23 protein-coding genes and 1 other annotated feature (1 of these 24 only partly in view) are annotated in these 25,360 nt (G+C 46.9%); of the genes, 19 read left to right on the forward strand and 4 right to left on the reverse strand.

Annotation, left to right across the window (positions count from 1 at the left end):
• Positions 1–174, forward strand: a binding site (T-box leader) (it extends 33 nt beyond the left edge of the window).
• Between the two features lie 112 nt (positions 175–286).
• Both leuS and M1E06_RS05630 read left to right on the forward strand, forming a co-directional pair.
• Positions 287–2,701, forward strand: a complete 2,415-nt coding sequence (gene leuS / locus M1E06_RS05625) for a leucine--tRNA ligase (protein ID WP_020452653.1) — start codon at positions 287–289, stop codon at positions 2,699–2,701.
• 350 nt (positions 2,702–3,051) lie between these two features.
• Positions 3,052–3,456, forward strand: a complete 405-nt coding sequence (locus tag M1E06_RS05630) for a VOC family protein (RefSeq protein ID WP_020452652.1) — start codon at positions 3,052–3,054, stop codon at positions 3,454–3,456.
• Between the two features lie 11 nt (positions 3,457–3,467).
• Here the strand turns inward: M1E06_RS05630 and M1E06_RS05635 are convergent, their stop codons facing one another.
• Positions 3,468–4,361 carry a LysR family transcriptional regulator gene (locus tag M1E06_RS05635; protein WP_020452651.1) on the reverse strand — a complete coding sequence of 298 codons (894 nt, stop codon included), beginning with the start codon at positions 4,359–4,361 and terminating at the stop codon, positions 3,468–3,470.
• A gap of 127 nt (positions 4,362–4,488) precedes the next feature.
• Here M1E06_RS05635 and M1E06_RS05640 point away from each other — a divergent pair, with 127 nt between their 5' ends.
• From M1E06_RS05640 to M1E06_RS05660, 5 genes are all read left to right on the forward strand, one after another.
• Positions 4,489–5,739, forward strand: a complete 1,251-nt coding sequence (locus M1E06_RS05640; RefSeq protein ID WP_095290793.1) for an APC family permease — start codon at positions 4,489–4,491, stop codon at positions 5,737–5,739.
• A gap of 32 nt (positions 5,740–5,771) precedes the next feature.
• Positions 5,772–6,659 carry a dienelactone hydrolase family protein gene (locus tag M1E06_RS05645; RefSeq protein ID WP_216904384.1) on the forward strand — a complete coding sequence of 296 codons (888 nt, stop codon included), beginning with the start codon at positions 5,772–5,774 and terminating at the stop codon, positions 6,657–6,659.
• 18 nt (positions 6,660–6,677) lie between these two features.
• On the forward strand, positions 6,678–7,442 hold the full coding sequence (locus M1E06_RS05650; protein WP_105980024.1) for an NAD-dependent epimerase/dehydratase family protein: 765 nt from the start codon (positions 6,678–6,680) through the stop codon (positions 7,440–7,442).
• 141 nt (positions 7,443–7,583) lie between these two features.
• Entirely contained in the window at positions 7,584–8,462 is an 879-nt protein-coding gene (locus tag M1E06_RS05655; protein ID WP_020452647.1) for a carbohydrate ABC transporter permease, read from the forward strand.
• Between the two features lie 16 nt (positions 8,463–8,478).
• Positions 8,479–9,984, forward strand: a complete 1,506-nt coding sequence (locus tag M1E06_RS05660; RefSeq protein ID WP_039072931.1) for an extracellular solute-binding protein — start codon at positions 8,479–8,481, stop codon at positions 9,982–9,984.
• A gap of 31 nt (positions 9,985–10,015) precedes the next feature.
• On the opposite strand, the gene M1E06_RS05665 is transcribed toward M1E06_RS05660, so the two are convergent.
• Positions 10,016–12,325, reverse strand: coding sequence for a helix-turn-helix domain-containing protein (locus tag M1E06_RS05665; RefSeq protein WP_026579047.1), 2,310 nt, complete (start codon positions 12,323–12,325; stop codon positions 10,016–10,018).
• 215 nt (positions 12,326–12,540) lie between these two features.
• Here M1E06_RS05665 and M1E06_RS05670 point away from each other — a divergent pair, with 215 nt between their 5' ends.
• From M1E06_RS05670 to M1E06_RS05715, 10 genes are all read left to right on the forward strand, one after another.
• Entirely contained in the window at positions 12,541–13,506 is a 966-nt protein-coding gene (locus M1E06_RS05670) for an ABC transporter permease (protein WP_020452644.1), read from the forward strand.
• 28 nt (positions 13,507–13,534) lie between these two features.
• Positions 13,535–14,656 (forward strand): glycoside hydrolase family 88/105 protein, encoded by a 1,122-nt coding sequence (locus tag M1E06_RS05675; protein ID WP_025810976.1) that lies wholly within the window; start codon positions 13,535–13,537, stop codon positions 14,654–14,656.
• Positions 14,653–15,141, forward strand: coding sequence for a hypothetical protein (locus tag M1E06_RS05680; RefSeq protein ID WP_033155089.1), 489 nt, complete (start codon positions 14,653–14,655; stop codon positions 15,139–15,141). Before M1E06_RS05675 ends, M1E06_RS05680 begins: the two co-directional genes overlap by 4 nt.
• Before the next feature lie 21 nt (positions 15,142–15,162).
• Entirely contained in the window at positions 15,163–16,440 is a 1,278-nt protein-coding gene (locus M1E06_RS05685) for a Gfo/Idh/MocA family oxidoreductase (protein WP_025810977.1), read from the forward strand.
• A gap of 13 nt (positions 16,441–16,453) precedes the next feature.
• Entirely contained in the window at positions 16,454–17,101 is a 648-nt protein-coding gene (locus M1E06_RS05690; RefSeq protein WP_023855529.1) for a YesL family protein, read from the forward strand.
• A 37-nt stretch (positions 17,102–17,138) separates the two neighbouring features.
• The gene (locus M1E06_RS05695; protein WP_025810978.1) at positions 17,139–17,498 is read left to right on the forward strand and encodes a DnaJ family domain-containing protein; all 360 of its coding nucleotides are present in this window, start codon (positions 17,139–17,141) and stop codon (positions 17,496–17,498) included.
• Between the two features lie 209 nt (positions 17,499–17,707).
• Positions 17,708–18,721: a hypothetical protein gene (locus tag M1E06_RS05700; protein WP_230368249.1), complete on the forward strand. Its 1,014-nt coding sequence runs from the start codon at positions 17,708–17,710 to the stop codon at positions 18,719–18,721.
• Positions 18,718–18,852, forward strand: a complete 135-nt coding sequence (locus tag M1E06_RS05705) for a hypothetical protein (protein WP_023855526.1) — start codon at positions 18,718–18,720, stop codon at positions 18,850–18,852. Before M1E06_RS05700 ends, M1E06_RS05705 begins: the two co-directional genes overlap by 4 nt.
• Positions 18,853–18,934: 82 nt before the next feature.
• Positions 18,935–19,249 (forward strand): rhodanese-like domain-containing protein, encoded by a 315-nt coding sequence (locus M1E06_RS05710; RefSeq protein ID WP_020452637.1) that lies wholly within the window; start codon positions 18,935–18,937, stop codon positions 19,247–19,249.
• Positions 19,250–19,414: 165 nt separating this feature from the next.
• Positions 19,415–19,597: a sporulation protein Cse60 gene (locus tag M1E06_RS05715; protein ID WP_003184510.1), complete on the forward strand. Its 183-nt coding sequence runs from the start codon at positions 19,415–19,417 to the stop codon at positions 19,595–19,597.
• Positions 19,598–19,631: 34 nt separating this feature from the next.
• Here M1E06_RS05715 and opuD read toward each other — a convergent pair whose 3' ends face one another.
• The gene (gene opuD / locus M1E06_RS05720) at positions 19,632–21,167 is read right to left on the reverse strand and encodes a glycine betaine transporter OpuD (protein ID WP_025810979.1); all 1,536 of its coding nucleotides are present in this window, start codon (positions 21,165–21,167) and stop codon (positions 19,632–19,634) included.
• Between the two features lie 230 nt (positions 21,168–21,397).
• Positions 21,398–22,672, reverse strand: a complete 1,275-nt coding sequence (locus M1E06_RS05725) for a BaiN/RdsA family NAD(P)/FAD-dependent oxidoreductase (protein ID WP_216904386.1) — start codon at positions 22,670–22,672, stop codon at positions 21,398–21,400.
• 234 nt (positions 22,673–22,906) lie between these two features.
• Here M1E06_RS05725 and M1E06_RS05730 point away from each other — a divergent pair, with 234 nt between their 5' ends.
• Together M1E06_RS05730 and M1E06_RS05735 are read left to right on the forward strand one after the other, a co-directional pair.
• Complete coding sequence (locus M1E06_RS05730; RefSeq protein ID WP_020452634.1) at positions 22,907–24,535, forward strand: putative polysaccharide biosynthesis protein; 1,629 nt, start codon at positions 22,907–22,909, stop codon at positions 24,533–24,535.
• A gap of 40 nt (positions 24,536–24,575) precedes the next feature.
• Complete coding sequence (locus M1E06_RS05735; RefSeq protein ID WP_105980033.1) at positions 24,576–25,298, forward strand: pseudouridine synthase; 723 nt, start codon at positions 24,576–24,578, stop codon at positions 25,296–25,298.
• Positions 25,299–25,360: the final 62 nt, after the last annotated feature.

The raw sequence follows: 25,360 nt of genomic DNA on the forward strand, positions 1-25,360 counted from the left end.
ATTTTGTTTCAGAGAGTTGACGGCTGGTGAAAGTCAATCAAATGAGCTTCCGAACTCGCCTCAGAGTTGCAGCAGTGATGAGCTGCTGCCGCGTATCTGCGTTACAGATATCAAGTGAGTGTGCCGCATGCACACTAACAAGGGTGGTACCGCGGGAAATCTCTCGTCCCTTCTTAGGGATGGGAGAGTTTTTTTGATTTTAGAATAATCTGAATATAACGCTGCCAGTCCCGTCCATACTTGAATACAAAGAAGCCGTACTCATATTCAAAGGAGGTTTTTACAATTGAGTTTTGACCATCAAACAATCGAGAAAAAGTGGCAGGACTATTGGCTTAAAAATAAAACGTTCGCCACGCGTGAAGATAAATCCAAACCGAAATTTTATGCATTGGACATGTTTCCGTATCCGTCAGGCGCAGGCCTTCACGTCGGACACCCTGAAGGCTATACGGCAACTGACATTTTGTCCCGCATGAAACGGATGCAAGGGTACAATGTCCTCCATCCGATGGGCTGGGATGCATTCGGGCTTCCTGCGGAACAATATGCGCTGGATACGGGAAACGATCCTGCCGTCTTTACCGAACAGAACATTGACAACTTCCGCCGCCAGATCAGAGCGCTCGGCTTTTCGTATGACTGGGACAGAGAAGTCAATACAACAGATCCGGACTACTATAAATGGACGCAGTGGATTTTCTTAAAGCTTTACGAAAAAGGTCTCGCTTATGTAGATGAAGTCCCTGTAAACTGGTGTCCTGCGCTTGGAACCGTTCTTGCCAATGAAGAAGTCATCGACGGCAAAAGCGAACGCGGCGGCCATCCTGTAGAACGCCGTCCAATGAAGCAGTGGATGCTGAAGATTACCGCTTATGCCGACCGTCTCCTTGAAGATCTGGAAGAACTCGACTGGCCGGAAAGCATCAAAGAGATGCAGCGCAACTGGATCGGCCGTTCCGAAGGGGCGCATGTTCATTTTGCGGTCGACGGCACAGACGAAATGTTTACGGTTTTCACAACGCGGCCTGATACATTATTCGGTGCCACATATGCCGTTTTGGCTCCGGAGCACGATTTGGTTCAAAAAATCACGACGCCTGAACAGCAAGACGCGGTCGACGCCTATATCGAAGAAGTTCAATCAAAGAGCGACTTGGAGCGGACAGACCTTGCCAAAACAAAGACAGGCGTCTTCACAGGTGCTTATGCCGTCAATCCGGCAAACGGGGAAAAAATTCCGGTATGGATCGCGGACTATGTCTTGGCTACATACGGAACCGGAGCGGTCATGGCCGTCCCTGCCCATGATGAGCGGGACCACGAATTCGCATCAGCATTCGGGCTGCCGATCAAAGAAGTCGTCAAAGGCGGAGATGTTGAGAAAGAAGCTTATACAGGCGACGGCGAACACATCCATTCAGATTTTCTGAACGGCCTTGATAAAGCGGCTGCGATCGAAAAAATGATTCAGTGGCTTGAGGAAAACGGGAAGGGCGAGAAAAAGGTAACATACCGCCTCCGCGACTGGCTGTTCAGCCGTCAGCGCTACTGGGGCGAGCCGATCCCGGTCATCCATTGGGAAGACGGCACATCGACTCCGGTTCCTGAAGAAGAGCTGCCGCTGATCTTGCCGAAAACGTCGGAAATCAAACCGAGCGGAACGGGTGAGTCCCCTCTTGCGAACATTAAAGAATGGGTGGAAGTGACAGACCCTGAAACAGGCAAAAAGGGAAGACGCGAAACGAATACGATGCCGCAATGGGCGGGAAGCTGCTGGTACTTCCTGCGCTACATCGATCCGAAAAACCCGAACGAACTGGCTTCCCCTGAAAAATTACAGGAATGGCTTCCTGTCGATATGTATATCGGAGGTGCGGAACACGCCGTTCTTCACTTATTGTATGCGCGCTTCTGGCATAAATTCCTTTATGACATCGGGGTCGTTCCGACGAAAGAGCCGTTCAAACAGCTTTATAACCAAGGAATGATTCTTGGTGAAAACAACGAAAAAATGAGCAAATCCAAAGGCAATGTCGTCAATCCGGACGAAATAGTGGAGACTCATGGTGCGGACACGCTCCGGCTGTACGAAATGTTCATGGGGCCTTTGGATGCATCGATCGCCTGGTCAACGACAGGACTTGACGGCGCCCGCCGCTTCCTTGACCGCGTATGGCGTCTGTTCATCGATGACAATGGCGGGTTAAACGAGAAGATCGTTGAAGGAGCCGGCGAAACGCTTGAGCGCGTCTACCACGAAACGGTCATGAAAGTAACAGACCATTTCGAAGGTCTGCGCTTCAATACAGGTATTTCTCAGCTGATGGTCTTCATCAATGAAGCATATAAAGCTGATCAGCTTCCGAAAGAATACATGGAAGGCTTCGTGAAATTGCTGTCTCCTGTCGCGCCTCACTTGGCTGAAGAGCTGTGGAGCCGACTTGGACATGAGGAAACGATCACGTATGAAGCATGGCCTGTCTATGATGAAGCAAAGCTCGTTGATGACGAAGTCGAAATCGTCGTTCAGCTGAACGGAAAGGTGAAAGCGAAGCTGAACGTTCCAGCCGACGCCGACAAAGAACAGCTTGAAGAGCTGGCGAAAAACAATGAAAAAGTAAAAGAACAGCTCGAAGGAAAAACGATCAGAAAAGTGATTGCTGTACCTGGAAAGCTTGTAAATATTGTCGCAAATTAATGGAAAAGCCCCTTCAATCCGAAGGGGCTTTTCAGCGTGCCGACAAACCCGCGCATTCGTTGGCAGGCCTGCTAAGCCGGTGCTTACGATAGGAGAAAAGATCAGGCGGCTAACCGCCTAACACCGCCGTCACCACATCCTGTGGAAGACCGCTCCGATGCTCGGCTTTCCCAGACTGCAAGAATTGCGGGAAAAGGATGACAAAATCCCAAAACTAAAAGCCGTTTTGGGATTTTTTTAATAATCTGAAAGACCTGTCGTTCCGCCGAAAGGATGAAAATATTTCAGCCTTTCGCTTCGTTTCAAATGATCCGTGACCGCTTAAAATGGGAAAAAAGGAGATGATTAAGATGCATTTTTCCGATTTTTCCGCCGTACAGGTCAGAATCGCCCGGCCTACAGACCGTTTTGACGAAATCGTTGCGTTTTACGAAAAGGGGCTCGGCCTGAAAAAGCTTGGCGGTTTTTCCGGACATCAAGGGTATCATGGCGTCATGTTCGGCCTGCCGAATGTCCAATATCACCTTGAATTCACCTCCCATATCGGAGGCAGCCCTTGTCCGGCACCGACCAAAGACAATCTGCTCGTCTTTTATATTCCTGATCAGAAGGAAATCAAGAGTATTTTAAAAAGGCTCGCTGACATGGGCCATCACGAAGTGCCGCCTGAAAATCCGTATTGGAAGGACAAAGGAGCAACAGTGGAAGATCCGGACGGCTGGCGGATCGTGCTGATGAATACCGAAGGCATTTAGATATAGGAACGTTATGCCTGTGCCCAGTCTCTTGCTTTCGTGCGGACGATATCTGTAAAAGCCGCCATTGCAGGAGAAAGCCATTTGTTTTTATGATAAGCCATTTGAGTGGAAAACAGGGCGTCGCGGACAAGCGTGCCCTGAAGCTTTCCTTCTTCGATATCAGTGCGCGTTGTGATCAAAGGAAGAAGGGATACGCCCAAACCGCACATCACGCACTGTTTAATTGCTTCGACACTCCAAAACTCCATCGTATGGTCGGCAATGACTCCCCTTTGACGTAAATACTCCTCAAAAAAATCACGGTAGCTGCAGCCGTGCTCCGTATATAAAAACGTTTCATTTGCGGTAAAAGTCAAATCATCAAGGGCCTTTTGTCCTGCCGGGTGTTCCTTTGGAAAGATGAACACCATTGGCTCATTGACCAGCTTTTCAACATGAAGGTCGTTTTCTTTCCGATCGTTGTCCAAAAGAAAAGCGACATCGATTTTTCCCTGCTTCAATTCATCTCTCAGCTGCCAGCACGTGGAAGACTTTAATGTGACCGTGACCTGCGGATATTTGTTAGTAAATTCGTGAAGAATGGCAGGCAATCTGTAAACCGTTAAAGATTCCGAGGCGCCGATGATCAAGTTTCCCGACGGCTCCTGGTCGTTTTCCGGAATGTGCCTCGCTTTTTCATACAGTTCAACCATTTCTGCGGCATAAGGGAGAAGGTGTTTTCCTGCTTCTGTCAGCATCATTTTTTTCCCCAGCCTGTAGAACAGCGGCTTTCTTAATTCTTGTTCGATTGCTTGAACGTGCGAAGTCACAGTGGACTGCGCATATCCCAAATAATCGGCAGCACGGGTAAAACCGCCGATATCCACGATGGTTTTGAATGTTTTCAAATGTCGGATCTCCATCTCGTCATCCCCCTTTTTTATCTTATATCGAAAAATTCGAAGTTGCTGATCGATAATATCTATTTTACTGATGAATTAAACAAGATTACAATCATTTTAAACGACTTTGCGAAAGGATTGTATCAGTATGAGAGAAAAAAAGCTTGGCCCTTTATTATTAAGCGGGCTGATGACGGGGCCTATTTTAGGGTCGGGAATCATTCTGCTGCCGCCGATGATTCATCAGACAGCGGGGGACTATGCGATTTTTGCATGGCTGTTGATGTTGGGAATCGGTTTTTTATTTGCCTGGATTTTTGCCAGATTGAGCGTCGAGTATCCGAATGATGCCGGGATTGCTTATGCGGCTGAAAAAGCGTTCGGTTCCCGTGTTAAAAAGTTGGCAGTCTTTTATTTTATCATGGCTGCGAGCTTCGGCCCCGCCGCCGTATTAATGACGGCCGGCGAATATATTCATTCTCTTGCGGCCGGCACGGCATTTCCTGCTGAACTGTACGGCTTCATTTTTTTTATCTTTTGTATGGTAGTCCTTTGCTTTAATCTTTCATTTGTCGGCATGGTTGCACTCATTTTTTCCACTGCCGCGGCCCTCATTCTGTTTGGAAGCAGCGCAGCTTCTGTGCCTTACTTTCGTGAGGGGCCGCTCGTAGACGGAACATTTCAGTTTGCCGATTTTGGCCGCGGATTGCTGCTGCTGTTCTGGGCATTAGTCGGATGGGAAATCGTCGGCAACTACAGCATGGAAGTGAAAAACCGCGGGAAAACGATTCCCCGGGCCGTCGTGATCAGCAGCCTGACGGTAACGCTCATATATGTGGCGACTGCGGCAGCTGTTCAATGGATTGATCCGGGGTTCTTCGCAAACGGACAATTGAAGCTGGCGATGATGCTGACGCCGTTGTTCGGATCTTTTGCATTGCCGGTGATCGCTGTGCTCACCGCTGTTCTCTGCATGTGCGCTTATTTTCAGGTGACAGGCGGAGCAGCCAGGCTGGTGGCATCGCAGGCCGGCGGGCTGTTTGCCCGCAGATCAAGGGGAAATCAGCCGATGGCAGCACTGGGGCTTATGTTTTTCATTCATACCGTCGTTTTTGTCTGCCTGATGTTTCACTTTCTTAATGTTGAGACACTGGTCCTGATCGCAAACGCCTTTTTCATCTGCAACTCGCTGTGCGGTCTTGCCGCTGCTTACAAGCTGCTGTCCGGTCGCGTTTACAAAATAGGCTGCCTCTTTCTCATGGGGTGCTTCTCGCTGCTTCTTTTGTTTTCATCACCCTGGATATTACTGTTTATCATGCTGACCAGCGCCTTGTTTGTGGTGAACTTCCGTCAACTTATCATCTGGAAAAAGGTAAAACGCCCTTTCAAATCGTATTAATGAATCAAACGGAAAAAAGAAAGGGGAACACGATGCGCAGTCAACTTTTCAAACTGCTCGGCGATTTGCCGGAGAAAAAAAGCATTGATGTGAGTACTCTTAAAATTGAAGAAAAGTCATCTTTTATTCTTGAAACGCTTTTGCTTGATTTAAATGGAATTGAAGCGGTACCGGCCTATTTTGCAAAATCGAAACAGATGAACGGCAAGCGGCCGGCCGTGCTTTACTGTCATTCACACGGAGGACGTTACGAAAGGGGGAAGGAGGAGCTGATTGAAGGAGCGGATTACTTGCAAACGCCGCCGTTCGCCGAGGAATTGACGGCCTTGGGATTTTCCGTGCTTGCGATTGACCATTGGGCTTTCGGAGACAGGCGGGGCAAAACGGAGAGTGAGATATTTAAAGAAATGCTTTGGACAGGACGGGTGATGTGGGGAATGATGGTCTTCGACAGCATCAGAGCCATCGATTACCTGAGCATGCGTGAGGACACAGACGAAAGCCGCATCGCTTCACTCGGCATGTCGATGGGTGGTCTGATGGCCTGGTGGACTGCTGCATTGGATGAACGGGTCAGCGTATGCGTTGATATATGCGCGCAGGTGGACAGCGAAACATTAATCAAGACGCAGAATTTGGACCGTCACAATCTCTATTCGTATGTTCCAGGGCTGGTCAAGCACTTTTCAACGGCTCAAATCGAAAGCCTGATCGCTCCAAGGCCCCATTTAAGCCTGGTCGGAACCGCAGATAAACTAACGCCAGTTCAAGGAATTGACCTCATTGAAGAAAAGCTGTCCGATGTGTATAAAGAAAAAGGCGCCGGTGAACGCTATGAAGTGTTTCGCTCTCATTCAGGGCACTTCGAGACAGCCGGAATGAGGCATAAAGCGATCGGTTTCTTAAAAACATGGCTGTAAAACAGGAGGTGAATCACTGTGAAAAAGGTGACGATCATCGGAGGGAACGGCACGGTCGGCCGCGTGTTAGCGGGCGGATTGGCAGGCGAAGGATACGAGGTGACAGTGCTGGATTTAAAAGAACCGGATGAAAAGCCGGCTGTCCGGTTTGTCCGGGTGGATGCGGCAGATTACAATGAAGTCGTGAAAAGCATTCCTCTGAATACGGATGCGGTGATCAACCTTTTGGCTGTCAAACCGACAGGCGATTTGCTTGACCAGCGGGAGTTTGAGAAAATGACGGATATCTTTTTTAAAGCGACATATACGATTTTGCGGGCGGCGGCGGAGCTCGGCGTGCCGAAGGTGGTATTTGCAAGCAGCAACCATGTGACAGATGTGTATGAAAAGAACGGCGATTCTCTGCTGGGGAGGAAGATCAACACGGATGACTACCCGCAGTCCAAAAGCTTGTACGGCTTGCTAAAATTGGCCTCCGAAAATCTCGGCTATCTTTTCTCGCACCAATCAGACGCCAAGGTTTCCGTGATCAATCTGCGGATCGGGACAGCCGCTGAAAATGAGCAAGAAACGCTGCGCGCAAAACCGAGGAGCAAAAAAACGCTGTTATCCCACCCCGACCTCGTCCAAATCTTTAAAGCCGCAATCGAATCCGTCAAAACATACGGTACATATTATGCTGTCAGCGACAATAAGGGGCGGCCGTGGTCGATCGATTCCGCCATTCGGGAACTGGGGTTCAAGCCGAAAGTCAGCACCTCAGACATCCTTGATGAAGACTGACGTATCATCTTCTAAGGTGATGATCTTTTTCTCCGCTTTTCTGATCCTGCTTAAAAAATGATTATAGACGCTCTCCTTTCTGTTTGCTACATTTTAGACACGATATCGTAATATTTTGACAGCGCTTACAAGGAGGGGGAAATGACGATCAGGCATTCTGCTGGAAGCCGCGTGTTTGACATATTGAATTATTCATTTTTAACAGGGTTCGGATTGGTTTGTGTGCTGCCGTTCATTCATGTTATCGCAGCCTCTTTTGCGACAGTTGAGGAGGTCATTTCGAAAAAGTTTATCTTAATACCGACAACTTTTTCGCTGGATGCGTACAGGTATATTTTTTCAACTGACATTGTGTACAGAAGCTTAATCATTTCTATTCTTGTCACAGCCGCAGGGACGGCGGTCAGCATGTTTCTATCCTCTTTAATGGCATACGGGTTGTCGAGAAAGGAGCTGATGGGAAGGCGCGTCCTCATGTTCTTGGTCGTGTTCACGATGCTGTTCAGCGGAGGGATGATCCCAACCTTTCTCGTTGTAAAATCGCTCGGCTTGCTCGATACCTATTGGTCTCTGATTCTTCCGACGGCCATCAATGCGTTTAACTTGATCATTTTAAAGAACTTTTTTCAAAACATACCGTCAAGCCTCGAGGAATCCGCCAAAATCGACGGCTGCAATGACATCGGAATTTTCTTCCGCATCATTCTTCCGTTGTCTTTGCCGGCGATTGCGACAATTTCGCTGTTTTACGCCGTCACCTATTGGAATACGTACATGCAAGCGATTCTGTACTTGAGCGATGCGACAAAATGGCCGATACAAGTTTTGCTTCGCCAGATTGTCATCGTATCAAGCGGTATGCAAGGGGATATGACGGAGATGGGGGCAGCCGCGGCGCCGCCGGAACAAACGATCAAAATGGCGGTCATTGTCGTTGCAACCATACCGGTGCTGCTCGTGTATCCGTTTATTCAAAAGCACTTTGCAAAAGGCGCTCTTTTAGGGTCAATTAAAGGATAAAAACGGAGGGGACAATATGGGGAAAAAATGGCTGATAGCGATTTTTGCGTTCGCGCTTTTGGCCGGCGGACTGTTTGGCTGTTCGAAAAGCGGAGCAGATCAGGCTTCTACAAAGGATGAGAAAGTCGATCTGAACTCGCCTTTGGACTTGAGCTGGATGGTAATCCTTTATCATCAGCAGCCGCCGAAGGATACAGCGATTAAAAAAATCGAGGAGCTCACCAATACAAAGCTTGATTTAATGTGGGTGCCTGATGCAGTAAAAGAAGACCGCTTAAACTCAGCGCTCGCCGCCGGAAACCTGCCGAAAGTCGTCACCATTCAGGACATTAAAAATTCATCTGTCATGAATGCGTTCAGATCGGGGATGTTTTGGGAGGTTGGTCCTTATTTAAAGGATTATCCGAATTTAAGCAAGATGAACAAGCTGATCAATAAAAACGCTTCAATCGACGGAAAGCTTTACGGCATCTACAGGGAGCGCCCGTTATCAAGACAGGGGGTTGTCATCCGTAAAGACTGGCTTGACAACCTTGGGCTCGATATACCAAAGACGGTTGATGAACTTTACGAAACAGCGAAGGCATTTACAGAAAAAGATCCTGACCAAAACGGAAAGAACGATACGATCGGCTTTACCGACAGAAACGATTTGATCTACGGCGCCTTTAAAACATTGGGGTCCTATATGGGCATGCCGACTGACTGGGAGGAAAAAGACGGCAAGTTCACGCCTGACTTCATGACAAAAGAGTACATGGATACGATGAAATATATGAAAAAACTGTATGATGAAGGGCTGATCAACAAAGACTTCCCGGTTACGAGCAAAACGCAGCAGCAGGAGATGTTTTCACAAGGGAAAGCCGGCATTTATGTCGGAAATATGGTCGATGCCGTCAATTTAAGAGACCAGTCTGTCGATGATAAAATGGAGCTTGAGATCATCAATCGGATCAAAGGACCGGACGGAGAGGAACGCGTCTGGGCATCAGGCGGGCATAACGGAATCTTTGCCTTTCCGAAAACAAGCGTCAAAACAGAAAAAGAGCTGAAGAGGATTCTGGCCTTTTTCGACCGGATCGCCGAAGAGGATGTTTACAGCCTGATGACTTACGGGATCGAAGGGGTTCACTATAAAAAAGAAGGGGAAAAACAATTCAAACGAATTGATGAAAAACTGAAAGACTGGCAGGCGGAAATTCAGCCGCTCGTCTCTCTCGTCGGCATTGATAAACAATATTTGAAAAATACGGGAGATCCGCTCCGCACAAAATATGAAGAGCTGACAGAGGACAATAATGAGATCATCGTCTCAAATCCGGCCGAAAGTTTGTACTCACCGGCCGCATCTGAAAGAGGCGATGAACTGCAAAAGATCATTGATGATGCCACATATCAATTCATCCTCGGCAAAACGGATGAAAGCCAGTTCGAGAAAGCGGTTGAAAAATGGCGGACGAACGGCGGAGATCAAGTAATAGAAGAATATGAAGAGTCATTTAAAAAAGCAGAAAAATAGAAGGCAATCCCGGGAAGCCGGGATTGTCTTTTTATGCCGAATGAGTTTTCAGCTCGCGGTATTTGCCGGGCGTGATTCCTTCCAGCTTTTTAAATGAGCGGATGAAATTCTGCGGATTTTTGTATTTCAGTTTTTCAGAAATTTCTTTTACGGACAGCGTCGTTTCTGTCAGCCAGTTTTTCGCGACATGATGCCTGTAGGATGACAAGTATTCGCTGAACGATATTTTCATTTCTTTCCTGAAGATGCTGCTTAAATAGTTGGGGTTGTAATGAAGCCTTCCTGCGATCGATTCGAGCGTCAAGTCCGTGTCGAATTCCTGCTGGATAATATGGACGATTTTTTCTGAGATGTTTTTGTATTGTGATTCTTCTCTGATGCTGAGGGTATCGATCATTTTGACGATGATCTGCGCGTTCAGCCAACTTTCGATCTCCTCGATGGTCGTCAGCTCAAAGACGTCGTCGTACAGCATCGTATTTTCGTTCGGTTCAAAAATTTCGATTCCAAGCAAATGCATAAATTCAATCAAGTTGTTCAAGAGCCTTGCAATCGCTACCTGGCAGTGATGCGGATTCATGTTTTCAGAACAAATCGATTCAAGGAGAAGGTGAAGCTGTTCGGCCGCTTGTTTACGGTTGCACGTTTTAATAGCTTCAAACAGTTCATTTTGGATCTGCTTTGGAAACTGGGTTAAAAACGCTTTGTTACGGTCAAGATGCTCATAGAAAATCACCGCGTGTTTTCCTGATTTCAGACGGTATGTCAGCGCTTCAAGCCCTTCCAAATAAGCGCGCTTCGACATTGCAAGGCTTGTAAACGGCTGGCTGATGCCGATGCTGACGAACAATCCAAGCTCCTCATGAATTTTATCCCTGATGGATGATGCTGTATGCTCCAAGTCCTCCTGAAACCTGTCCAGCGGCTGTCCGCGGTTCAGCATGATGATGGTCTGCGTTTTATCAATGACAACCGGCGGGAGGCGCTTATTCTTGGGCACAGATCGTTCGACAAGGCTGTTGATCGCAAACAGCAGGACATCAAGATCCTTTTTATCATATGATGTGTCTTTCAATGTATCAATTTGCAAGGCAAAAACGGACAGGTGGCTCCAATCTTCAGGGAAGCCGAGCCCTGTAAAGCGGTCTTTGATTTCTTCTTCGCTCAGCTTGCCGAGCAAAAGCCTTGTTAAAAAATACTGCTTCAGCTGGGTGACCTGCTGTTCGACGCGCACCTTCAGATCATGGTTTTTATTTTTCATCTCTTTAATATTCCGTTCAATCAGTTCAAATTCGTTTTTCGGTTTCTCCTGGCCGGAAGCGGCCCCCGCAGAAAAGCCTGAGACGGATTCGTACAAAACCTTGATTGGCCTGTAAAAATGACGAGAACCAAACCAGGAAAATAGGTATGAAAGCGCTAACAAAATGACGCAGATCGTAAACGTAAACCAGCCGATTGATGCCGTCTGCTGATAGAGTTCCGGAATGGTCGTTAACGAAATGTATATCCAATTATTGTAATCTGATTTCTGGTATGTAATGTTATAGGCGGTGTCGTTGACTGTTGTATCAAACTGGCCGTTTTTTTCCTGATGCCGGCGGATCGTTTTGAAATAATCGTCTTGTTTGATCGATTGCCCAATCATTGACGGGTCTGAGTGAAGGATGATCCGTCCGTTGTCATCAAGCACCATCATGCTGTTTGTTTTTGAATGATGCGGCATGCGCTTGACAAGCGAACAAGAAGGAATACTTGCGATCGCAAGGCCTCTGTTTTCCATGCTGTTCAGCGGAAGCTGTTTGACCAGATTGACGTTGTACAGGCAGTTGCCCGAAGCCCCTTCTTTTGTGGCGACAAGGTCGTTGTTTTTTTCAAGCACCCAGCTGGAGCGGCTTTTTAAGGCGTTGTAAAGCGAGATCGTGATGGCTTGTTTTCCCTGATCTAAAGGATATAAACCGGAATTGTTGATATACCACTTTTTTTCTTGGCTGATCAGCGTGATATCCGACAGATCGGTATCGAATGTCTGCAGTTCGTTTAATTCCTTGTTGATTTGGTTATACAGCTGAAAGCGTTCTGGTGTAATGGTGCGGCTGAGTGTCTGAATTAAAGGATAGGAACGGACGTAATTGGTGAAGGAATGGTCAACCGTTTTTAAAATATGCTCGATATTTAGCTGTGTCTGGCCAACGGTTTGGAGCTTTTCGTTTGTAACGTTTTGTTCAATGGTTTCCGCTGATCTCTGATAGGAAAAAAAGCCGACGATGATGACCGGAATGGTGCTCAGAACGAGAAAGAAGGTCACCAGCTTATAGTAAAACTTATATTGTTTTCTCTTCATAAATTCCCCCCCAACAAATCTTCGTTTGAGTTGTTCATATATAATTAATCCGACTTTTGTGTGAATTTGTCAATAATCATTTTCTAACCATCGTTTCATTTTATTAGGTTTTGCCGGCTGCCGGGCGAGGTGGGGCCGATGTGATGATATGATTGTAGATTTATTTTTTCATGGTGGGATAAAGTGAAAGCAAACATCACGAAGGGAGGCCGTTTATGAAAGCAGCCGATGTCCAGACCGGAAAAAATCCGGCCCATATTGTTGAAAAAAAACGAAAGACGCGTTTTTGGGAAAAGCTTCTCCAGCAAAAATATTTATATTTGATGATTCTGCCGGGACTGATTTATTTTTTGCTTTTTAAGTATGTGCCGATGTGGGGGATTGTCATAGCGTTTCAGGATTACCAGCCGTTTCTCGGCATAACGGGGAGCGAATGGGTGGGTTTTAAGCATTTTGAAAGGCTGTTCACCGAACCGACGTTTTTTATGCTTCTGAAGAATACATTGATTTTGTTTTTCCTCAACCTTGTTGTATTCTTTCCGATACCGATTATTTTGGCGCTTTTATTGAATGAAGTCAGAGTCGCATTGTTCAAAAAGTTTGTCCAGACGCTGATCTATATTCCGCATTTTATGTCATGGGTCATTGTGGTATCGCTTTCATTCGTTCTGTTGACGGTTGACGGAGGATTGATTAATGAGATCATCGCCTACTTCGGCGGAGAAAAGATCAACTTTTTGCTGAATGAAAGCTGGTTCAGGCCGATGTACATTCTCCAGGTCATCTGGAGGGAAGCCGGCTGGTCGACGATCATTTATTTGGCGGCGATTACCGCTGTCGATCCGCAGCTTTACGAAGCGGCGAAAATGGACGGGGCCAATCGCCTGAGGAGGATGTGGCATGTCACACTACCTGCGATCAGAAGCGTCATCGTTGTTTTACTTATTTTGAAAATCGGCGATACGCTCGAACTCGGCTTTGAGCATGTGTATCTGCTTTTAAATGCAACGAACCGCGAAGTGGCCGAGATCTTTGATACGTATGTATACACGGCCGGATTAAAGCAGGGGCAGTTCAGCTACAGTACAGCCGTCGGTTTATTTAAAGCAGCTGTCGGTCTCATTCTTGTCATATTTGCAAACAGGATGGCGAAGAAGTTTGGAGAAGAAGGAATATATTAATATTTTTTGATGAAAGGAATTGAATGACATGAATCAATCTCTCATCACAAAAACGCCTCTTTACATTGCCAAAGAAGCGGCCAAAACAATAATGAAAGCGTATACACCAAAGGAGCTGCCGCCGGCCGGACGCTGGCACTACCATCAGGGTGTATTTCTGTGCGGCTTGATTCGCCTCTGGGAAGAAACGGGGAAAGAAGCATATTTCAACTATGTAAAAGAATACGCCAATGAGCTCATTGACGGCTGCGGGAATTTTTATTTCAGGAGGGATGAACTGGACGCCATACAAGCCGGACTTATCCTTTATCCTTTGTATGATGAAACGGGCGATGAACGCTACCGTAAAGCCGCCAAAAAGCTGAAGGGCCTTTTTGATACGCTGAATCAAACAGAAGAAGGCGGGTTTTGGCATAAAGATAAATATCCTTACCAAATGTGGCTTGACGGGTTGTACATGGGAGGGCCTTTCGCACTTAAGTATGCAAGAGCGTTCAGTGAGCCTGAAATGTACGATGTGGTCATCCTCGAAGAAAAACTGATGAGAAAACATACGAAAGACTGCCGGACGGGATTGTATCATCATGCGTGGGATGAAAAGAGGGAAATGCCCTGGGCCGACCCCATTTCAGGCTGTTCTCCCGAATTTTGGGGAAGGTCAATCGGCTGGTACGCGCTTGCACTGAGCGATATGATCGAACTGCTCCCGCAGGGGCATGACACGAGACAGGAGTGGACCCGGGTGCTTCAAGAGATGGTCAAAAGCATTGCCAATTTTCAAGATGAACGCACAGGGTTATGGCACCAGGTTGTCGATAAAGGCGGACTTCCGGACAATTGGCTTGAAAGCTCCTGCTCGTGTTTATATATGTACGCGATGACGAAAGGAGCTCGCATGGGCTATATCGATTCATCATATATTGATAGAGCCGCAAAGGCTTTCAAAGGACTCGTCGAAGAGAAAATCGAGCTGAGCGCAAAAGAAGGCTTGCTTTTAAAAGATATTTGCGTCGGAACTTCTGCAGGGACATACGATTATTATGTCGGGCGGGAAAAAAGCACCAACGATCTTCACGGTGTCGGCGCATTGATCATGGCTCTTGTAGAACTTGAAAAGACCGGCCGCTTTTCCCGCGAGGCAGCGAAGTGAAGAACTTCGCTTTCTCCGTCCTTCTATTTGCAGCAGTGCTTCTTTTTTCCTCATGCGGACAGGATGGGGGCCGGGGAACAGACGTATTGATCTTTTCGGCTGCACCGGCTGAAATAAAGGAAAACGTCCAGCGCGCAGCCGGGAAAGAACAGCTCAACATCACCGTTTTCCCGGCTGCACCGGAAAAACTTCTAGTTGAAATTGCGGCGAAAGAAGGAGATCTGTTTATCGTTCCAGAAGACATGTTTAAACCTTTTTACGATCCTGAAGGACTTCAGCCATTGAATGTTGCTTCGGAAGAAAAAGAGCCGTACAGCGCTCCGGGCAAAAACGGGGACGTACAGCTGTATGCGGCTGTAATTGAAAAAGGAGAAAAACGTTTGAACGGCTATACGTTTCAGCTGAATACAGACATGGCAGCTTTCATACCGGTCTATGCGAAGAAAACCCCTGAAGCGACGGAACTCATCGAAGCGCTTCGCTGAAAATGAAAGGGGGAGGAACCGATGAAAACATATGCGATATGCGGTCTGAGCGGCCGCGCTTTTAACATGTTTATCGAGCCTCTAGTGGGAAAATACGGGGAAGAACACCGCATCACCGCGCTCCTGGACAGCGATCCGCTAAGGGAAGAAGTCTGCAAAGACAGGTTTCCGGCGCTTCGTCCTGTCCCGTTTTTCAAGGAGAAAGCGTTTACCGAAATGCTTGATAAAATCAAGCCGGACGCCATTATTGTAGCAGGCCGTGATGATACGCATGTCCGCTATATATTGGGCGCTTTACAGGCGAATATCGATGTGGTCACTGAAAAGCCGATGGTGACAACGGCACGGGATGCGGCAGCCGTATTAAAAGCCGAAGCCGCGAGCAAAGGAAAAGTGACCGTTACGTTTAATTACCGCTGCAATCCGTACCACCGCAAGATCAAAGAGCTGATACTTGAAGGAAAGCTCGGCACGATTACGTCGGTTGACTTGAACTGGTACATCGATACGTATCACGGCGCAAGCTATTTTAAACGCTGGAACAGGATGAGAGCATACTCCGGCGGGCTTTCCGTCCATAAGTCAACCCATCATTTCGACCTTGTCAATTGGTGGCTTGCTCAAACGCCTCGCGAGGTTTTTGCCTATGGAGGCCTGTACTACTACGGACCCGGCGGCGAAATGAATCCTGAAAAAGGGGAAAAACGCTATTGCGGAACATGCCATGTCAAGAAGAATTGCCGCTATTATATGAGGTGGCAGGCAGGCGACCCGCAGGACGATCATGTCAAGACCAACGAAAGCCAGCATCTGCTCTATACCGATTACAGGCCTGACGCGTGTATTTTCGATGAAGAAATCGATATCGAGGACACGTATGCAGCCGTTTTGAAATACGACAAAGGGGCGCTGCTGAATTACTCCGTCCATTTTTCAGCCCCGTATGAAGGCTACCGGCTTGCAATCAACGGGACAAAGGGAAGGCTTGAAACGCAGGAATATCATGCGCCGGCAAGGGTTCCATTTGAAGTTCCCGAACAGACCATCGATTATTATCCGCTGTTTGAATCGAAAGAAACGATTCGCGTCGTCAGGCAGCCCGGCGGGCATGGCGGAGGAGATCCGCTGCTTTTGGAAGAGCTGTTTGGCGGAGGAGACCCGTTGAGGAATTACGACATTCTGGCCGGTGCCGAAGCAGGCGCCTATTCAATTGCAGCCGGCGAGGCAATATGGCGCTCCATCAAAGAAAAAAAGCCGATAGGAATCAGTGAACTTCTGTATACCCGGCAATATACATAAAGGGGGGGAATTCGTGGAACAAAGCGTCTCCATGGGAAGGGTGCTGAGTTTTTGTGAATGGGTGCTGAAGTTTTTTTACGCCAATCTGCTGTGGTTTGTTTTTACGCTGCTCGGCCTTGGCGTCTTCGGGTTTATGCCGGCGACGACTGCATTGTTTTCCGTGATGAGAAAATGGATTATGGGCAAAACCGATATTCCGATATGTAAAACGTTTTGGCAGGCGTACCGCGGCGAGTTTTTTCGTTCCAACGTCATCGGTCTTATTCTGGCGGCAGTTGGCATCATCATTTATGTTGACCTTGCTTTTATTTATCCGGAGCATTTCCTATTGCACGTTCTCCGGTTCGTCATTATGATTTTTGGGTTTTTGTTTTTAATTATGCTGTTTTATATGTTCCCGCTGCTCGCCCATTTCGATTGGAAGAAGCGGATGTATTTTAAGTTTTCGCTGATTCTGGGCATATCGTATTTACAGTATACATTAACAATGATGGCGGTTGCTGCCGTGCTTTATATCGCTTTTGCCTTTCTGCCCGGAATTGTTCCTTTTTTCAGCGTCAGCCTGCTCAGCTATGCGGTCATGTGGCTGGCATATCAAGTATTGAAAAAAGCGGAGGCCGTAGAACAGAGGGGAACTGTCGTAACGACAAGACACACCTGAACCTTTGCTTCAGGTGTGATGAGAGGAGATGGCCCACATGAGTGAAGAATTTGAAAAACGATATCTTCACTGGATTGATCAAGCTGTAAAGGAAAGCGAAAAGAAAGACGACTTCAAGTCCCTCCCCGGTTTTGGAAGACCGCTCAGTAAAGAGGCGCTCGAAGGGGATGCGCTTTCGTCAACTCTTAAAAACGCCCGTTATCTGCCGGAGTGGCTGAAGCTGCAAAAGGAAATTAAACAAGAGATTGAAAAAGCGATCAAATCGAATCAGCACGAAGCGCTGATCGATGCCATCAACCTAAAAATTAAAAAATACAACCTCACCTGTCCGAACCAATTCCAAAAAGGCCTTGTTTCAGCCAAAAACCTCGAAAGCCAGCTCAAATATTGGAGCTGATGCCACTCCTTGCACTTATTCATAAAAATAATTGCCAATAACAATTATTTTCTGTAAAATAAAGTTAATAAATGTAATTTTTATGTTTTTAAAAAGAAGAAAGGATGAATGAAGAAGTGGAAGCGAAAGCGGCATACGAAAAAGCGGCCGGGCTCTTGAATCAGTGGTACACCATGATCAAGCGCCATGAAGCGCTCTAGGCTGTATCTTTGAGATACGAGATCCGAAACCTGCTCTCTAAAATGGAGAAAAACAGAGATTTGGAGCTCTATTTTCAGCTTTTGGACTACCGCTGCAAATTGATGATGGAGCAGTTTGCAGAATCAGCCGAGCTCTTCCGGAAGATTAAAAGGCAGAAGGAAACGGTTAAGATCGCGGATGACATCATTCAGTACTATTTTTTCTTTTTTTCAGGCATGTATGAGTTTTATGAGAAAAACTATCTTGAGGCGATCAGCTGTTACAAAAAAGCGGAAATGAAGCTGCATAAACTGACCGATGAAATTGAAAAAGCGGAATTTTACTATAAGATCGCAACTGCCTACTACCAAATAGATGATCATTTCAGATCGTTGAACTACTCCGAAAAAGCGCTCTCACTTTTCAGCAAGCATAAAGAATACATAGACAAAACGATCGGGTGCGAAATGATTCTCGGGTCGGTTCAGTTTGAACTGTTCCGCATCAAACAAGCCGAGGAACACTACGGCCGGGCGCTTGATCAGGCCGTTTCCCTCCAAAACCGGCGAATCATCGGGCTGATCTATCATAATATGGGTCTGAACTACGCCAAATGCAGCATGCCGCTTTTGGCGGAGGAGCACTTTAGAAAAGCTCTTTCAATCGGTGTCCATGAGCAATCGGTCTTTGGCATTAACACCCTTTTTGAGCTGTCCCACCTCATGTACAAAAACGGTTCTCCCGAAGAAGCGAGACGTCTCTGCAAAGAGGGATTTACCAGAGCGGCGGAACAAGGAGAGGATGAATACGCGGCGAAATTCAGGCTGATTTTCGCCCTGTATGACGCGGGCCATCCGCTCGATATTGAACTTTCGCTTGAATACATGAGCGATAAACGGCTATGGCCTCATGTTGCCGAACTGACAAAAGATATAGCCGATTACTACATGAAGTCCGGCGACTATGAAAAAAGCGCGCTTTACCTGGAAAAATCGCAGCATGCCAAGAATCAAATATATAAAATGAAGGAGGGGCTCATATGAAAAAATCCATTTGTTTTTTCACCGTCATGCTTGTTTGTCTGATAGGGGGAAGCTTCACAGCCGATTCTGCAGCACAGGACGGATCGTTCCAGACATTGGGGAAATCAGTGTTTCCTGACAGTGGACGATAGAGAAAACCTGCTGAAATAGAAATTGCCTCCCGACTTTTGCTATAATAGTCTCACCTAAAGGCAATTGAAGGGAGCAGTAACGATGACGATAAAAGAGATTTCGGCTGATGAGCTGAAAGACAGGCTTGCAAAAGGAGAAACGCTGAACATTATTGACGTCAGAGAAGATGAAGAAGTGGCTGAAGGAATGATCCCTGAAGCCGTTCACATTAAAATGGGGGATATTCCTGAAAAACTCGATGTCTTCCAAAAGGAGCAGCCTTATATTTTTGTCTGCCGATCAGGCAAGCGCAGCGAAAATGTCTGCCTCTATTTGCAGGATAAAGGCTTTGATGTCACCAATATGGTCGGCGGCATGCTCGAATGGACCGGAAACACAAAGCCGAAAACAAAATAAGCGGGTCCGGCTTCTTATCTGTACAGATAAGAAGTTTTTTATTTATCACATGTCAGGAAACGCTCGGAGCCTCCTGCCGGCGACCTTCAAGGTTCTTTCGATCAGGATTTTAAGCATAACTTCGGCTGTGTGCGAATACCTTTCATTATAGAAAGGAGAGAGCGTATGCTGAAGGTAGCCGTATTTGATGAAGAACACGAAAAAGATTTGCAGCATGAGATCAATGAATTCTTAAAAAAGCTGTCGGAAGACCAGCTGGTCGATATAAAATATGACGTATCAGCCGCATGCGATCCTCAAGGCGAACAGCTTTACTGTTTTTCTGCGTTAATTTTATACAGGACATAAAAAAACAGCTCTTCAAAGGAAGAGCTGTTTTCGTTTATGCTTTTTTCACCCTCGGGCTTCTTGGCTTCTGGAATTTCTCAGCCTGTTTAATTTCTTTCCGCTCTTGTGACAGAGATTTATACAACGATACAAGCATGAAAATCACGACGACTGAGAACGGCAATGCGGCCAGGATGGCGGTGTTTTGCAGGGCCGATAGTCCGCCTGAATACAGAAGCGCCGCAGCCATTGCTGACTGGATGATGCCCCATGATACCTTGACCGAATTCGCAGGATTCAGTGAACCGTAAGTCGTTTGCATGCCGAGAACAAATGTTGCCGAGTCTGCGGAAGTGATAAAGAATACGGCAATGAGCACCAAGGCAATGATAGATGTAATCATCGCCAGCGGATAGTGGTCAAACATGCCAAACAGCATCGTGTCTGTAGACAGTTTTGCAACGTTAAAAGTCCCTTTTTGCTGAAGATCCATCGCTGAAACCCCGAAAATTGAAAACCATAGAAACGCCAGCACAGTAGGGGCAAACAATACGGCAATCAAAAATTCCCTGATTGTGCGCCCCCTTGATACGCGGGCGATGAAAATACCGACAAACGGCGACCAGGAGATCCACCAAGCCCAGTAGAAAATCGTCCATGAATTGATCCATTCACGGCTGTCCGGATCATTAGGCGCAAGGCGGAAGCTCATTTGCACCACGTTGGAGATATACGTTCCGATCGTGTCCGTAAACGAGTTCATAATCAACACTGTCGGTCCCACGAACAGCATAAAGATCATCAGGATGCCGGCCAGCACCATGTTCGTATTGCTCAAGTACTTGATGCCTTTTCCGATACCGCTCCATGCGGAAATTAAGAACAGCACGGTAACGACTGCAATAATTGCCAGCTGCACTTGAAAGCTGTTCGGCACTCCGAATAGATAATGGAGTCCGCCGTTGATCTGCGTGGCGCCGATTCCGAGGCTTGTTGCTACACCGACGACGGTTGCAAAGACAGCGATGCAGTCAATCCCTTTTCCAAGCGGTCCGTTGACTTTGTCGCCGAAGACCGGAAACAGCGTCGCGCTGATCAAGCCAGGCGCGTCTTTTCTGAATTTAAAGTACGCGATGCAAAGAGCAACGATCGCATAGATCGCCCATGCATGCAATCCCCAGTGGAAAAATGTATACCTCAGAGAATCTCTGAAGGCCTGGGCTGTTTCTGTTTCACCTGATGGAGAGCTAATGGCAAAATGGCTGATCGGTTCAGCCGCGCCATAAAATACGAGACCAATGCCCATACCTGCGCTAAAAAGCATGGCAAACCAAGATAATCGAGAGAATTCAGGTTTTTCTTCAGGTTTCCCTAATTTGATCTTTCCGATCGGACTGAAGATCAAAAAGATGCTGAATGCGACAAACAGAGAAACCACCAATAAATAATACCATCCGAGTGTGTTCGTAACATAACCTTGAATCGAAGTCGTTAACGCCTGAAGGTTATCAGGAGCAACGATTCCCCATAATACAGCTGCTGCTGTGATAACAATCACAATCCAAAAAACGCTTGAAATATTTTTCAAAATCATCCTCACCCTCTAATCATTTTTCGTCCTTACTCCCATCATTATGTTTAGTATGAGTTGCACATATAAAATTCATTCTCTCTCAGGAAGTTTGACCTAGCTTCCCCTATTACCCCACAATCAGGTGAAACAAAACTCTTTAACCGTAACATACTTTTCAAAAAAGGCACAAGTCTCAGCACTGCGCTGAAACTCTGCCATTCCACATTTGTCAAGGGTTTGGAGCAATTTTATTTTTTTCTTCGGCAAAGTGAAAATTCGCCTGCATTCATGCCTGCAAGTCTGCCTGTGACAAGCGCGGATGTGATATTGTACCCGCCCGTATAGCCGTGAATATCGAGGATTTCCCCGCAGAAATAAAGCCCCTCCTTTTTTTTGGACGCCATTTTTTTTGGATCGATTTCTTTTACGGAAACCCCTCCGCCGGTCACAAAGGCTTTGTCAAGCGAAAGAGTGCCGTTCACGTTGACGGTAAACTCTTTACAGTCTTTGACGAAAGCTCTGAAACGGTCTTTGGAAAGGGATGAAAACGTTTCAGAAGGATCAATCTTGTTGCGCTCGAGAAGAAACAGCAGATACCTTTCCTGCATCCAAGGCTTCAGCATGTTTTTGAGTGATTTTTTCGGAGCGTCCTTTAATTCTTTATGCATGTTTTGAAAAAGCTGTTCTTCATGAATGTCAGGGAACAAGTCGATTTTCAGCCTGACTTTTTCCTGCTTTTTCAACTCTTTAACGACAAATTGGCTGCACCTGAGGACAGCGGGCCCAGAAAGTCCAAAATGGGTAAAAATCATATCCATTTGGTGGGTGATGACCGGTTTTCCTTTTTTGTTCAATACGCTGAGAGCGACGTTTCTCAATGATAGGCCCTGCAATGTTTTCTGCTTGATAAAAGGCTCGTCAGACGTAACCGGAACTTCTGTCGGGAACAGTTCCGTAATCGTATGGCCGGCTTTTTCCGCCCATTCATAGCCGTCTCCGGTCGATCCTGTATGCGGGACGCTTTTCCCGCCGACAGCGATAACGACAGAGCCCGCTCCCATTTCTTCGCCGCTGCCTGTCACGATCCCGCACGCTTTTTCTTCATTGTATAGGACTGTTTTCACTTTTTCGTTTGTCCGCACGCTTACATGAAGCTGTTCAAGCCTTGTTAAAAGTGCATCCACTACGCTCTGCGCCTTGTCGGAGACAGGAAACATTCTTCCGTGATCTTCCTCTTTCAGCTTGACGCCAAGGCGCTCAAAAAATTTGATGATGTCCTCGTTGTTAAATTCAGAAAAAGCGCTGTACAAAAAGCGTCCGTTTCCGGGAATATGCCGGATGATCTCATCAACCGGCAAGCGGTTCGTCACATTGCACCGTCCGCCTCCCGAAATGGCCAGCTTGCGGCCGAGTTTGTTTCCTTTGTCAATCAAAAGAACGTCCGCCCCCTGTTCACCGGCCGCGATGGCGGCCATCAGCCCGGAGGGGCCTCCGCCGATGACGATGACATCAAAATACTTCATACCAATATCCTCAACTTTCCTGTCTTGTAGAGCCTGCATTCTGTGCAGGCGGGAGGGATTTCATCAGATAATATCCGCGCTCCATCTTCTTATTATAACGAAAGATCGGCTGGATGAAAAAACGTTAAAACATGGGGATGTTAAAATTTAGCCATGTTATTATTACCTGAGTAATGCGCCTGTATGTTAAAATAGAAAAGTTGAATCTATTGAAGAAAAATGGTGATTGGGAACATGTCAAGCAAACTGTTAAGAGGCACCTTTGTATTAACGCTTGGTACCTATATTTCAAGGATCCTCGGAATGATTTACTTGATTCCGTTCGGAGCCATGGTCGGTGCCACCGGCGGTGCCCTGTTCCAGTACGGTTATAATCAATATACGATTTTTTTAAGCATTGCGACCATGGGATTTCCGGCGGCCGTGTCCAAATTTGTTTCAAAATATAACTCGATGGGCGATTATGAAACAACGAGAAGGATGCTGCGCGCCGGAATGTCGATGATGCTCGTCACAGGCATCATTGCTTTCTCCATTCTATATTTGTCTGCCCCGTTTTTTGCGGAGATGGCTCTCGGCGGAACAGAAAACAACGGGCTGACGATTGAACATGTCGTGTATGTCATTCGCATGGTCAGTCTCGCTTTACTTGTTGTGCCGATCCTGGCGCTGATCAGAGGCTTTTTCCAAGGTCACCAGATGATGGGGCCGACAGCCGTTTCACAGGTCGTTGAACAAATTGCCAGAATCGTCTTTCTATTAACGGCTACTTATTTGGTGATCAAAGTATTAGACGGAGGGCTTGTCGTAGCTGTCGGCTATGCGACTTTTGCGGCTTTGATCGGCGCATTCGCCGGGCTGTTCACGCTTTATTTTTCCTGGCAGAAAAGAAAAGGGGCGCTTTTGGCGCTGAAGCCGAACCTGGTTCCTTCCGCCAATATTACGTACCGGCAGATGTTTAAGGAGCTGTTCAGCTATGCCGCCCCATACATCTTTGTCGGATTGGCGATACCGCTTTACCAGTACATTGATACGAATACGTTTAATAAAGCGATGATTGCAGCCGGCTATCAAAACATCAGCCAGGATTTGATGGCGATCGTGACGCTGTACGTGCCAAAGCTTGTGATGATACCGGTATCTCTCGCGACGGCATTCGGCCTGACATTGATCCCGGCGGTGACTGAAAACTTTACCAACAAAGATTTCCCTGCTTTAAATAAACAGATTGATCAGGCGATGCAGATCATTCTTTTTATCGTTCTTCCTGCATCAGTCGGTATGGCTCTTTTATCGGGTCCGGTTTACACGTTCTTTTACGGCTCGGAAAGCCTGCTCCCTGAAATGGGACGAGATATTTTGTTCTGGTACGCGCCCGTGGCGCTGTTATTCTCGCTCTTCACCGTCAACGCTGCGATTTTGCAGGGGGTGAACAAGCAGAAATTTGCGGTTGTCAGCCTGATGATCGGGATTGTGATCAAAATTGGGCTTAACGTTCCGCTCATCAAGCTGTTTCAAGGAAGCGGATCGATTTTGGCAACGGCGCTCGGCTATTCAGCGTCACTCCTGTACGGATTTATTATGATTAAACGTCATGCCGGCTATTCGTATCGCAAACTGTTTAAACGGTTTTTGCTGATGCTGATCCTGACGGCGGTCATGGGCATCATGTTGCTGCTTGTTCAGGCGCTACTCAGTCTGTTTATTTCATATGAAGGCGGGCAGATCAAATCTGCTGTCGTCATTTTCATCACAACCGCGGTCGGCGGATCGGTTTATCTGTACTTGGCTTACCGTGTGAAACTGCTCGAAAAAATGTTCGGTCAGCGGTTGAATCGCTTTTTCAAAAGAAAGGCCTCCTAAAAAGGGCTTTTCTTTTTATGTAAAAAAAGGGAGTGTCTTCATGAGATTGGATAAACTGTTGTCAAACAGCGGCTACGGTTCGAGAAAAGAAGTCAAAAAAATGCTGAAAAACGGGGCGGTACGCGTGAATGATCAACTGATCAAAGACGCAAAAGAGCATGTAGACCCGGAATCAGACGACATCACGGTTTACGGCGAATCCGTCGTTTATCAGGAATTTATTTACTTGATGATGAACAAGCCGCAAGGCGTGCTGTCAGCGACAGAAGACAGCCGCCAGGAAACGGTTGTTGATTTGCTCGATCCGGAGCTGCTGAGGTTTGAGCCGTTTCCGGTCGGAAGGCTTGACAAGGATACCGAGGGCCTGCTGCTTTTAACGAATGACGGCCAGTTGGCACACCAGCTTTTATCGCCGAAAAAACACGTGCCTAAAACGTATGAAGTACATGTCGATAAGCCGATTGATCAGGCGGCTCTCGATCAGCTTGAAAAAGGGGTCGATATCGGTGAAGGATATGTCACAAAACCGGCTGAAGCGTCGCTTTTGGCAAGCAAAAACGGCGTGGAACGTCTGCTTTTGACAATAACGGAAGGAAAATTTCATCAGGTTAAAAGAATGCTGAAGGCGGTCGGCCGTGACGTCATCTATTTAAAGCGGCTGAAAATGGGGGATGTCGATCTTGATGGAGAGCTTTTGCCGGGGGAATACAGAGAGCTCTCTGAGCACGAGCTTGCCGCATTGCAAAACAAAAAGACACTCTGATTCGTCGAGTGCCTGTAGAGCTGGTTTATGGGGCATCAAACTTCATCGGGTTTGATGCTTTT

This window comes from Bacillus sp. AK124, from assembly GCF_053903085.1.

Coding starts and splice junctions, on each gene's coding strand:
- M1E06_RS05630 (WP_020452652.1), top strand. CDS start 3,052: ATGCATTTTTCCGATTTTTCCGCCGTACAGGTCAGAATCGCCCGGCCT.
- M1E06_RS05635 (WP_020452651.1), bottom strand. CDS start 4,361: ATGGAGATCCGACATTTGAAAACATTCAAAACCATCGTGGATATCGGC.
- M1E06_RS05640 (WP_095290793.1), top strand. CDS start 4,489: ATGAGAGAAAAAAAGCTTGGCCCTTTATTATTAAGCGGGCTGATGACG.
- M1E06_RS05645 (WP_216904384.1), top strand. CDS start 5,772: ATGCGCAGTCAACTTTTCAAACTGCTCGGCGATTTGCCGGAGAAAAAA.
- M1E06_RS05655 (WP_020452647.1), top strand. CDS start 7,584: ATGACGATCAGGCATTCTGCTGGAAGCCGCGTGTTTGACATATTGAAT.
- M1E06_RS05660 (WP_039072931.1), top strand. CDS start 8,479: ATGGGGAAAAAATGGCTGATAGCGATTTTTGCGTTCGCGCTTTTGGCC.
- M1E06_RS05665 (WP_026579047.1), bottom strand. CDS start 12,325: ATGAAGAGAAAACAATATAAGTTTTACTATAAGCTGGTGACCTTCTTT.
- M1E06_RS05670 (WP_020452644.1), top strand. CDS start 12,541: ATGAAAGCAGCCGATGTCCAGACCGGAAAAAATCCGGCCCATATTGTT.
- M1E06_RS05675 (WP_025810976.1), top strand. CDS start 13,535: ATGAATCAATCTCTCATCACAAAAACGCCTCTTTACATTGCCAAAGAA.
- M1E06_RS05685 (WP_025810977.1), top strand. CDS start 15,163: ATGAAAACATATGCGATATGCGGTCTGAGCGGCCGCGCTTTTAACATG.
- M1E06_RS05695 (WP_025810978.1), top strand. CDS start 17,139: ATGAGTGAAGAATTTGAAAAACGATATCTTCACTGGATTGATCAAGCT.
- M1E06_RS05705 (WP_023855526.1), top strand. CDS start 18,718: ATGAAAAAATCCATTTGTTTTTTCACCGTCATGCTTGTTTGTCTGATA.
- M1E06_RS05710 (WP_020452637.1), top strand. CDS start 18,935: ATGACGATAAAAGAGATTTCGGCTGATGAGCTGAAAGACAGGCTTGCA.
- M1E06_RS05715 (WP_003184510.1), top strand. CDS start 19,415: ATGCTGAAGGTAGCCGTATTTGATGAAGAACACGAAAAAGATTTGCAG.
- M1E06_RS05725 (WP_216904386.1), bottom strand. CDS start 22,672: ATGAAGTATTTTGATGTCATCGTCATCGGCGGAGGCCCCTCCGGGCTG.
- M1E06_RS05730 (WP_020452634.1), top strand. CDS start 22,907: ATGTCAAGCAAACTGTTAAGAGGCACCTTTGTATTAACGCTTGGTACC.
- M1E06_RS05735 (WP_105980033.1), top strand. CDS start 24,576: ATGAGATTGGATAAACTGTTGTCAAACAGCGGCTACGGTTCGAGAAAA.